Source organism: Collinsella sp. LCP21S3_A3 (assembly GCF_052118905.1).
In the GTDB taxonomy this organism is placed as follows: Bacteria; Actinomycetota; Coriobacteriia; order Coriobacteriales; family Coriobacteriaceae; genus Collinsella.
Genome location: NZ_JBQKGH010000030.1, coordinates 1 through 10,872 on the forward strand (window position 1 = coordinate 1; position 10,872 = coordinate 10,872).

Below are 10,872 nucleotides of genomic sequence, written 5' to 3' on the forward strand. Positions count from 1 at the left end.
AGGACCAGGTCTTCGGCGTTCATGCTGCCCCCATCATCGCGGTCTACGGGGTCAACGATATGGCACCGTGGGGACACATGTATGTCAATCCTGGTCTAACAGAGCCTTAAAAAATCATTCTGTCATGTATGCGGTTGGCGAGTAGTCAATTTGGGACGGGGCTATTTTAGCTACCCCGGCTGGTGGCACGACGGTTAGGTTGATTGACGGACGGGGCAGCTAAAATAGCCCCGTCCCAAATTGACTACTCAGCGACAAAGCTCTGCTTTCAGAATGATTTTTTAATCCCCGTCCCAGAAAAATGATCCCGCGTGGGCTTGCGGCTCACGCGGGATGTCATCGTTCTATGTGGCTGCGGACTACTTTTGCTTGTCCTGCTCAAGTAATTCGGACGGGGTGCGGCCAAGCTTGCCGCCACGGAAAATCTCGCGGCCGTGCAGGCGGTGCTCCAGGTCACGTTCGGCCTTTTCCTCGTCAATCTTAGTCTGGCTCACCGCCGGGTCCTCGATGAGCGACGATACCGAGTTCACCTGTTTCTGAATACGCTCGGCAATGGTGTCATCCATGCTCACGATACGCATCTTCCAGTCGATATTGGTGGCGTTGGAAGAGCTCTTGGTCCAGACGAACGTCATGATGGCACTCTGGTGGCCCTGGGCGGGAAACATGCCAAAGAAGGAATCATGCTGAATCCTGCTGTCCTCGTCGATATAGGCGTGGACGTTATACACCACACGGTCAATCTTGTCGTTGAGCAGGGCATTGGTTGCGAGCGCCGCCGCCTGAATCTGACCGTTGGACAGCAACTCGAGTTCATTGGCAGAAGACGTGTCCAGCACCGTCACCTCAACCGTGCCCGTACCCTCGTCGGCCTCGTCGACGGTAAAATCGAGCGGGAACTGCGTAAAGCCGTTGCCCCATTCAAGTCCACCTTTGAGCGCGGTCGAGACGGTATCCACCGAAACGCTCTCGGAGAGGTTCGCGGTGTTCAGGCGTCGCATCACGCCGTAGCCGATCTGCATGCCCACAATCAGCACCAGGATGCCGATAACCACGGCCATGGCAGTTTTCGTAATGGTATGGCTCACCTGCGAACCCGAAGGATCGTCCTCGGACAGCGGGTCGATATGTTTTGCCTGGCTCGCGCGATCCTCGCTGCGCAGCCGCGCCAGTGTCGCCTTGTCACCGCGTTTGACGGCAGACTCTTTCTCGCGCATGCGCTCGGTACGCTTTTTGGCGAGTGTAGGATCCAAGACGCCGGATGCATCGATTTCGGAGAATAACTCCGTCACTTCTTCCGGAGTCAGATGGTTCTTATCAGCCATAACCTTCCTGTCATATCAATCAGTCGAGCTCGTGCGCACGCGCACCTTCGAACTGCATTCGATAGTAACGGGCATAAGTGCCGCCACGGGCGAGAAGCTCCTCGTGCGTGCCACGTTCCACAACGCGACCATGCTCAACCGTCGCAATCTCGTCGGCATGCTTAATGGTCGAGAGACGGTGAGCGATGATGATCGTGGTGCGGCCACGCGCCAAGCGCTCGAGCGACTCCTGCACCGCCTCCTCGCTCTCGTTATCCAGAGCACTGGTCGCCTCATCCAAAATAAGGATCTTGGGATTTTTGAGAAACACGCGCGCGATGGCGACGCGCTGCTTTTGACCACCAGAAAGACGGCTGCCGCGCTCGCCCACCACGGTGTCATAGCCCTGCGGAAGCGACTCGATAAAAGCATCGATGTTGGCGCGATGGGCCGCCTCGGCGATTTCTTCTGCCGTGGCGCCCGGCTTGCCATAGGCGATGTTCTCGCCAATCGTTCCGTCGAACAGATAGACATCTTGCTGCACCAGGCCGATGGATTGGCGTAGGCTACGTTGCGTCACGTCGCGCACATCCTGGCCGTCAATGCTAATGGAGCCGGCGGCAACGTCGTAAAAGCGCGGCAACAGCGAACAAGTCGTTGATTTGCCGCCGCCCGAGGGACCAACCAAAGCGATGGTTTGACCGGGCTTAATGGACAGATCCATATGGTCGATAACGGGACGCGTCCCGTCGCCCGCGCCCAGCTCGACATCCTCGTAGCTAAAGCACACGTCGCGATACTCAACAGCGCCGGCCGTCACCTGCAGATCCGCAGCACCCGGCTTATCCTGAATATCGGGGACAGTCGAGAGCACCTCGTCCATGCGCTTAAAGCCGGCGATGGCTTTCTGATACGTCTCGGCCGAATTGACGAGCGTCTCAAGCGGCGTGCAGAACAGCGAAATGTAGAGCGCGAAGGTTGCCATATCGACCGCCTGCAGCTGGCCTTGGGCAACGAGCCAACCGCCCAGCAGCACCACGATTACATAGAGCACGCCCGAGAGCAGACCATACGTCGCAGTGTAGACGCCCATGGCGTGATACATGTTTTCCTTGGACGAAAGGTAGCGATCGTTAGAGGCACGGAACTTAGAGCGTTCGGTCTGCTCATTGGCAAAGCTTTTGACCACACGCATGCCCGCCAGCGAATCCTGCAGCTGCGCATTGATGCCGCTGATCTTTTTGCGGTTATCGCTAAAGACCTCGCGCATGCGCATATTCTGCCAAAACATAATGACCGCGAACACCGCCGTCACCACGGCCATGGCGAGCGCGAGCACCGGCGCAATGGTAAACAGAATCACAAACGAGCCAATGATCTCGATACCGCAAATAATGATCCATTCGGGCACGTGGTGCGCCGCCTCGCAGATATCGAACAGGTCGTTGACCACGCGGCTCATCATGTCACCCGAGCTGTTGCGATCAAAGTACGCAAAGCTAAAACGCTCGTACTGATCGAACAAGTCCTCGCGCATCTTGGACTCCATGCGCGCGCCCATCACGTGGCCCCAATAGCTCACAAAGTAGCGGCAGGCGCAGCGGGTGGCATACATCAGCACCAGTCCCACCGCGATCATACCGAGCGCCTGCATAATGGCAGTCTGGCCCTGGGTAAACAGCCCGCCGCACAGATTGCGCAGGATAATGGGAAACGCCAGGTCAATGGCGGCGAGCACCAGGGCGCAAATGGTATCGGCAACAAAAAGCCCCATCTGGGGCTTGTAGTAAGACAGAAAACGCTTCAGCATGTGATCCTCAAAGAAATATCAGCAACGTAAAACCCTGGGACAAAGCAATCAGTAGTACTTGTCCCAGGGCTATCCCCACTCGTTACAGTTCAGAACCACCAAGGCGGTGCGCGATGCTGTCGCAGGCGAGCGCGCCCACGACGGTCTTGGCATCCTCAATCTTGCCGTCGAGCACGGCATCGATCAGCTCGTGCAGCGGCACCAGGTCAACGTTGACAAACTCGTCATCGTCGGGGTTGGGCGCATCGAACTCGAGCTTGGTGGCCAGGTAGATGTGAATAATCTCGTCGCAAAAACCGCAGGTCGTGACAATAGACGTTAAAAAGCGAATGCGCCCGGCCTTAAAGCCCGTCTCCTCATGCAGCTCGCGCCTGGCACAATCGAGCGGGTCCTCGCCTGGGTCGAGCTTGCCGGCGGGAATCTCAACCGTCACGCGGTCGATGGCGGTGCGGTACTGACGCACCAGTACGATCTTGCCGCTCTCGGTCAGCGCCACAACGGCCGCCGCACCCGGATGGCGAACGATATCGCGGGCACTGCGGTGACCGTTGGGCAGCTCAACCTCAAGACGGTGGACGTCGAGGATCTTGCCCTTCCAGGCGCACTCCTCCGAAAGAATCTTCTCATGCAGCTCGGCATCGTGCGGGTCGTCGTCGCCCAGCACCAGCGCCGGCTCGTCAGCGACCTCGCCACCAGGCTCGCCCTCGGCGTGCCCATACATGTGGCTGTCCTCTTCGACAATTTGCGCGTCCACGAGCTCTTCGTTCTTCTCGTCCATCCGTCTCATTCCTCTCGGATTTTAAGCATCCCAGGCGTCGCGGCCGCGCAGCGCGCGCAGGCCAATGTCGTGACGCAGGGTCTTGCCCTCAAAATCGATCTTCTCGCAAGCCTCATAGGCAAGGTTGCGAGCGTTCTCGAACGTGTCGCCCAGCGCGGTCACGGCGAGCACGCGGCCGCCGTTGGTCACGAGCTGGCCGTCAACCACGGCGGTGCCGGCGTGATACACGGTCACGTTCTCCATGGCCTCGGCATCCTCGATGCCGGTGATGACCTTGCCCTTCTCGTAGCTGCCGGGATAGCCTGCGCTCGTCAGGACAACGGCCACCGCCCACTCGTCACGCCAATCGAGCTCAATCTGGTCGAGTTCGCAGTTAGCGCAGGCAAGCATGACCTCGACCAGGTCGTTCTTAAGGCGCGGCAGCACGACCTGCGTCTCGGGGTCGCCAAAGCGGGCGTTAAACTCCAGCACCTTGGGGCCGGCGGGGGTAAGCATAAAGCCGCCGTACAGGCAGCCACGGTAATCGATGCCCTCGGCGGCGAGCTCGGCCACGGTCTGCTCCATGACCTTCACCATGGTGGCGTGCTCCTCGTCGGTCACGATGGGCACCGGGCTGTAAACGCCCATGCCGCCCGTGTTGGGACCAAGGTCGCCCTCAAGCGCGCGCTTGTGGTCCTGAGAGGTGGCCATGGGGCGCACGGTCTTGCCGTCGGTAAAGGCCAGCAGCGAGCACTCGGGGCCAACGAGCATCTCCTCGATAACCACGGTGTTGCCGGCGTCGCCAAAGGTGCCGCCAAAGCACTCGCGCACGGCCTCTTCGGCCTGCGAAAGCTCGGTTGCCACAATAACGCCCTTGCCCGCGGCAAGACCGTCGGCCTTCACGACCAGCGGAGCGCCCTGCTCGCGCACATAGGCGAGAGCCGAAGCCTCGTCGGTAAACGAGCCGTAGGCGGCCGTCGGAATGCCCGCGCGCTCCATGAGCTGCTTGGAGAACAGCTTAGAGCCCTCCATCTGAGCGCCCTCGGCACCCGGGCCAAAGCAGGGAATACCCGCCGCGCGCACGGCGTCGGCCACGCCCGCCACGAGCGGAGCCTCGGGGCCAATCACCACGAGTCCGCATCCGTGGCTCTGTGCAAACGCCGCCACGGCAGCAGGATCGCAATCGTCGAGAACCACGTTCTCGCCGCAGCTCGCGGTGCCGCCGTTGCCCGGGGCGATGTAGAGCTTGCCGGCGCGCGGTGATGCCGCGAGCTTGGCTGCCAAAGCATGCTCGCGGCCGCCGCTGCCCAACAACAGGATGTCGATGGTTTGAGTGTCCGCCTTCAAAGGTGCCTCCTCTATGGATTAACGGCCCGTCAACCATGCGGGCCCATTACAAGCAAATATACCCCTCGGCCGCCCGTCCGGGCTGCGAAGGGGTATATCGCAATAACCAAATAACGCCGATTACTTCCAGAATCGGTTGATGATCTGCTCGCGGCCGGCGCCAACACCGACAAACGTCACGCGCGTGTGCGCCAGATCCTCGACAAATGCCACGTAGTCCTGAGCCTCCTGCGGCAGCTCCTCAAAGCTGCGGCAGCCGGTAATATCGCACTTCCAGCCGGGAAGCTCCTCGTAGATGGGCTTGGCATGCTCAAAGCGCACCTGGTGCTCGGGCACGCTGGTGTAGCGCTCGCCGTCGACGTCATAGGCCACGCACACCTTAATGGTGTCGAAGACCGAAAGCACGTCGAGCTTGGTCAGGGCGATGTCGGTAAGACCGTTGACGCGCGAGGCGTAGTTGGCGATGGGACCGTCAAACCAGCCGCAGCGACGACGGCGACCGGTGGTCACGCCGTACTCATAGCCCTCCTCGGTCAGCGTATGGCCGGCCTCGGACTCGTAGGAAAGCTCAGTGGGCATGGGGCCTGCACCGACGCGGGTGATGTAGGCCTTCATGACGCCCAGCACGCGGTCGACGTTTTTCATGCCAACACCAGAACCGGTGATCGCGCCGCCGGCGGTGCAGTTAGAAGACGTGACAAACGGATAGGTGCCATGGTCGATATCGAGCAATGTTGCCTGGGCGCCCTCAAAGAGCAGGGTCTTACCCTCATCGATCATGTTGTTGAGCAGCAGGCTCGTCTCGGTGATGTACGGGCGCAGGCGCTCGGCCATAGGCAGGTACTCTTCACAGATCTGGTCCACGGTGTAGGTGGGCAGGCCGTAAAGCAGCTCGAGCTCGGGATTCACGCGGGCAAGAGCGGTTTCCAGCTTGTCGCGGAAGAGCTCCTCGTCCAGCATGTCCTGCATACGAAGGCCAATACGAGCCATCTTGTCCTGATAGCACGGGCCAATGCCGCGCTTGGTGGTACCGATGCTCTTCTTGCCGAGCTTCTGCTCAAAGGCGCCGTCCAGGTCGACGTGATACGGCATGATCACGTGTGCGTTGCCGCTGATCTTGAGGTTCTTGGTGGTGATGCCATCGGCCTCGAACATGTCGATCTCCTCAAGGACAACCTTGGGGTTGACGACGCAGCCGTTGCCAATCACCGACACGTGGTCGGCGTACATGATGCCGGAGGGCACCTGGTGCAGGCCGTACTTCTTGCCGTTGACAACGATGGTGTGGCCGGCGTTGTTGCCGCCCGAATAGCGCACGACGGCATCGAAGTCGCCGGCGATCAGGTCGCAGATCTTACCCTTGCCCTCATCGCCCCACTGGGCACCGACCAAAACGGTTGACGGCATGTTTACTCCTTACATACATGGACTGTCTGCGCGCCACACGGCGGGCAGAAGCACAAAACATTCCCAGTATACCCGTGCAACGGGCGCCTGTCCTACTCCTCGGTATGCACCCCATCAAGCTCATAGAACTTGGTAGATGCCGGCAGAAACATCAGGTCGACGTCGCCGATCGGGCCCGAACGGTTCTTGGCCACGACAATACGCGTGACGCCCTCGTCGGGTCGGTCGTCGCGCGAGGCCTCGGCCTCGTCGGCGGAACGGTCCAAGAACATGACGATATCGGCGTCCTGCTCGATGGAGCCCGATTCGCGCAGGTCGGAAAGCTGCGGGCGCTTGCCGGTACGGGATTCGACCTGACGCGACAGCTGAGACAGCGCGATCAGCGGGATCTTGAGTTCCTTGGCCATAATCTTTAAGCCACGAGACATCTCGGAGACCTCGACGGTGCGGCTCTCGGAACGGCGTCCCGGCGGAGGACTCACCAGCTGCAGGTAGTCCAAGATAATGATGGCCTTCTCCTTGTTGTGGAGCATGCGGCGGCTCTTGGCGCGAATCTCGGTCACCGTGGTGCCGGGCGTATCGTCAATCAGAATATCGAGCTTGGACAAGGTCTGCGTGGCCTCGTTGATATTGGCCCACTGCTCGGGGCTAATGCGACCCATGCGAAAATCACTGATCGAAATCATGGCATAGGCGCAAATCAGGCGCTGGGCAATTTCCTTGCCCGACATCTCCAGCGAGAAAAAGCCGACGGTGTAGCCCGCAGCGGCGGCATTGAGCGCCAGGTTTAGAGCGAACGAGGTCTTACCCACGGCGGGGCGGGCGCCGATAATGATGAGCTGGCCCTCACGGAAGCCCATAAGCATGCGGTCGAGTGACGGGAAGCCCGTGGGCACGCCCGCTGCCTGGCCACCGGCCTGGCACACTTCCTCGGCCTCGTTATAGGCCTCGACCATAAACTCGGTCAGTGTCTTGTAGCTCGACTTAACCTCGCGCGCCGTAACCTTGAGCAGCTTGCTCTCGGCCAGCTCCACGATCTCTTTGGTATCGGTGGGGGCGTTATAGGCCAGCGCGTTAATCTCGTTGGTGGCGCCAATCAGCTCACGCAGCATCGAGTCGCGACGAACGATGGCGGCATGGTGCTGCCAGTTGACGAGCGACAGGGTCTGACCCATCAGCTCCAAAATGTACGCCTCGCCGCCCACGGCATCGAGCTTGTTGATGCTTCGCAGGTAATCGATCAGCGAGATGGAGTCGATGGGAATGCGACTGTTGTACATATCGACCATCGCGGTATAGATGGTCTTATGAATGGGCCGGTAGAAATCATCGGGCTGCAGCTCGACCTGGGCTTCTTCGACCACCTCGGGCGATAGCAGCATGGCGGCCAGTACGTTGGCCTCTGCATCTTGGTTTTGGGGGAGACCCAACTTGGAGCCGCGGTCCTCGACCGTCAGCCATGTCTCCCTATCGTCATATGCCATGAGCATCCTCATTCATATCGCTTGCGAGCATCCATAGTATCAGCCACAGCTTTAAATCGAGGCGCGCCTTAACAATCATCACCGAACCAAACGGATGAACGGTCCCTTATGTGGAACTACATCTCAATGTATGACGTGACGCCCACTCAGCGCAAAAAATAAAAGGGCGCCCCGGTCTCCCAGAGCGCCCTTCTTAGAACAAGATTGTTGCGTTGCAGCAAATGCTACTCAGCAGCAGCCTCGGTCTCGACCTCGGCGGTCTCGGCCTCGGCGACCTCAGCGGCCTCCTCGACCTCAGCCTCGGCAGCGAGCTCCTCGGCGGTAACGCCGACGAGAACGACAACCTCGGCCTTGATCTCGCGGTACAGCGAGATGGCAACGGTGTGGGCACCGGCAACCTTGATGGGCTTACCGAGCTCGACGCGCTTGCGGTCGATGTCCATACCGAGCTGATCCTTGATGGCGTCAGCGATCATAGCGGCGGTGACGGAGCCAAAGAGGATGCCCTCGTCGCCGACCTTGACGTCGACGGTGACCTGCTTGCCCTCGAGGGCAGCCTTGGTCTCGTTGGCGGTAGCCAGACGGACGGCCTCGCGCTTGGCGATGTTGTTGCGACGCTCGTCAAGCTGCTTGAGGTTGCCCTTGGTGGCGGCAACAGCAAGCTTCTTGGGGAACAGGAAGTTCTCAGCGTAACCCTGAGCGACCTCTACGACGTCACCCTCGCCGCCCTTGCCCTTGATCTCATCGAGAAGAATAACCTTCATGATGCGTCTCCCTTCTTAGCCGCGGTCGCGGTTGCCACGAGAGGAAACCACGGGGACGGTGTACGGCAGGAGAGCCATCTCGCGGGCGCGCTTGATGGCGTTGGCGATGTCATGCTGATGCTGCGTGCAAGCGCCAGTGACGCGACGGGGCTTGATCTTGCCACGGTCGGTCATGTACTTACGGAGAAGCTGAGTGTCCTTATAGTCGATGAACTCAGTGTTCTCCTTGCAGAACTGGCAGTACTTACGACGCGGCTGACGTGCAGAAAAATCATTAGCCATGTCAAAATACCTTTCATTTGGCAACTTCGGCGAACCGAAGCCGCCTCTCACTCAAAAATAGGTGAACAACCCTTAAAACGGGATGTCCTCATCGTAGACGTCGACCGCGGGCGGCGTAGCCACCGGTGCGGCAGGACGCGCTGCGGGCGCGGGAGCTGCGGGGGCGTAACCGCCCTGATCGTAGCCACCCTGGCCACCACGGGAGCTCATAAACTCGATCTCATCGACGATGACCTCAAGCTTGCTCCTGCGCTGACCGTCGCGCTCCCAAGAGCTGTAGCGCAGCTTGCCCTCGATCGCGACCTTGCTTCCCTTTGCCAGGAAACGGCTCACGGCCTCGGCGCGGGTGCCGAACATAGTGCAGTCGACAAAGTTGGGATAGTCCTCCCACTCGCCAGTCTGCGCATTGCGGCGGCGATCGTTCACGGCGACGCCAAAGGACAGAACCTGGGTTCCGCCGGCAGTGGCGCGCAGCTCGGGATCGCGGGTGAGGTTACCGGTGATGTTCACTCGATTGATGCTCATTACTCACTACTTCCTCTTGGGGCACAAGCCCAGTCCAAAACGACAGTCTTACTCCTGGTCGTCGCGACGGACGATCATGTGGCGGACCACAGCGTCGGTGATGCGCAGGACGCGATCAAGCTCGGCGATCTGGGTAGGATCTGCGTGGAAGTTGATGAGGGTGTAGTCACCATCGGTGAGGTCGTTGATCTCGTAGGCGAGCTTGCGCTTGCCCCACTCGTCAACGGAGTCGACCTTGCCAGCGCCCTCAGCGATCGTGGTATCGATACGCTTCATAACAGCGAGACGAGTCTCGGGGTCGAGCGACGGGTCAACAAAGAACAGCAGTTCATAAGCCTTCATATTGTCACCTCCTCTGGACAAATGTGGCTTCAGGTCGTGAAGGTGCGCCTGAAGCAGGAAAAGACTTGGTAATAGTATCTTTCAACCTCCCAGGCTGCAAGAATATGCAGCTACAACCTCATGACCTCCACATATGCCCATACTCGCACGGCCTTTCTTGCATATTCCAACCAAATGCTGTCCAAGAGCTTGACGGATTTGAGGACAAGGGCGGGTACATACCGACTTTCTGCCAGATAAACGCAAGTCGCTCGCAGCATGGCTGCGGTCGCAAAATGCATACCAGCGGTACAACGCGACATTTTGAATTATTAAACTTGATTCCCGACCGTCCGTAACTACCTCATTTGAACAGTTCGCCTGGGCCGATTACGCAGGTCATCGATTGGTTTCGGCACGGTTGGGCAAACGACGGAGCGATGCAATGGTTGATTTCCGATCTCAACCGAACACATTGAGCTGACGGCACGCTCCCGCAGTTAACCGAACGCCCCCGAGGTCCTATCCGGGCCCCGGGGGCGCCATTTTCCCAGTTGAAGGAATGGTGGAGATGTGTTTCGATGGGTCCGGTGGCCATGCCCCGCCCGCCGCCCGGCACCTCTTCCCAGACTCAGCCGGACGGTCGGTCCGTCTATTCCGTTTTTTCTCCTAGGCTAGGCCAGCGGGGCATCGCCCCTCTCTGCGCGCGCCCTCTCGATGAGCCCCGGCGTCAGGTCGAGATCGCCGATGGGCACGTCCCCCACGCCGTAGGCGTCCAGCAGCGCCGCCGCGTCCTCCCCGAGCATCGCCCTGAAGGCGCGCGCGGGCGTCGCGAAGCCGAGCGCGCCGCGGGGCTCGGAGTTCACGTGCG

The 10,872-nt window shown here is 59.9% G+C and carries 10 protein-coding genes and 1 pseudogene; all 11 read right to left on the reverse strand.

Features of this window, described 5'->3' with window-relative positions; genetic code table 11:
- Nucleotides 1-359: 359 nt before the first annotated feature.
- Nucleotides 360-1,325: a hypothetical protein gene (locus ACTQ0H_RS08915; protein WP_154516741.1), complete on the reverse strand. Its 966-nt coding sequence runs from the start codon at nucleotides 1,323-1,325 to the stop codon at nucleotides 360-362.
- Nucleotides 1,326-1,344: 19 nt separating this feature from the next.
- Nucleotides 1,345-3,114 carry an ABC transporter ATP-binding protein gene (locus ACTQ0H_RS08920; RefSeq protein ID WP_154516744.1) on the reverse strand — a complete coding sequence of 590 codons (1,770 nt, stop codon included), beginning with the start codon at nucleotides 3,112-3,114 and terminating at the stop codon, nucleotides 1,345-1,347.
- 82 nt (nucleotides 3,115-3,196) lie between these two features.
- Nucleotides 3,197-3,892 (reverse strand): NUDIX domain-containing protein, encoded by a 696-nt coding sequence (locus ACTQ0H_RS08925; protein WP_441033470.1) that lies wholly within the window; start codon nucleotides 3,890-3,892, stop codon nucleotides 3,197-3,199.
- Between the two features lie 21 nt (nucleotides 3,893-3,913).
- Complete coding sequence (gene purD, locus ACTQ0H_RS08930; protein ID WP_154516747.1) at nucleotides 3,914-5,218, reverse strand: phosphoribosylamine--glycine ligase; 1,305 nt, start codon at nucleotides 5,216-5,218, stop codon at nucleotides 3,914-3,916.
- Between the two features lie 120 nt (nucleotides 5,219-5,338).
- Nucleotides 5,339-6,625 carry an adenylosuccinate synthase gene (locus ACTQ0H_RS08935; RefSeq protein WP_427717940.1) on the reverse strand — a complete coding sequence of 429 codons (1,287 nt, stop codon included), beginning with the start codon at nucleotides 6,623-6,625 and terminating at the stop codon, nucleotides 5,339-5,341.
- Between the two features lie 92 nt (nucleotides 6,626-6,717).
- Complete coding sequence (gene dnaB, locus ACTQ0H_RS08940; RefSeq protein WP_156599526.1) at nucleotides 6,718-8,115, reverse strand: replicative DNA helicase; 1,398 nt, start codon at nucleotides 8,113-8,115, stop codon at nucleotides 6,718-6,720.
- Between the two features lie 218 nt (nucleotides 8,116-8,333).
- Complete coding sequence (gene rplI / locus ACTQ0H_RS08945) at nucleotides 8,334-8,873, reverse strand: 50S ribosomal protein L9 (protein WP_154516756.1); 540 nt, start codon at nucleotides 8,871-8,873, stop codon at nucleotides 8,334-8,336.
- A gap of 15 nt (nucleotides 8,874-8,888) precedes the next feature.
- A complete protein-coding gene (gene rpsR, locus ACTQ0H_RS08950) occupies nucleotides 8,889-9,155 on the reverse strand; it encodes a 30S ribosomal protein S18 (RefSeq protein WP_006235829.1) in 267 nt (88 codons plus the stop codon).
- A 72-nt stretch (nucleotides 9,156-9,227) separates the two neighbouring features.
- Nucleotides 9,228-9,680 (reverse strand): single-stranded DNA-binding protein, encoded by a 453-nt coding sequence (locus ACTQ0H_RS08955; protein ID WP_441538918.1) that lies wholly within the window; start codon nucleotides 9,678-9,680, stop codon nucleotides 9,228-9,230.
- Between the two features lie 48 nt (nucleotides 9,681-9,728).
- Nucleotides 9,729-10,022, reverse strand: coding sequence for a 30S ribosomal protein S6 (gene rpsF / locus ACTQ0H_RS08960; protein ID WP_006235831.1), 294 nt, complete (start codon nucleotides 10,020-10,022; stop codon nucleotides 9,729-9,731).
- 653 nt (nucleotides 10,023-10,675) lie between these two features.
- Nucleotides 10,676-10,872: pseudogene (locus tag ACTQ0H_RS08965) on the reverse strand (IS30 family transposase); the annotation flags it as partial.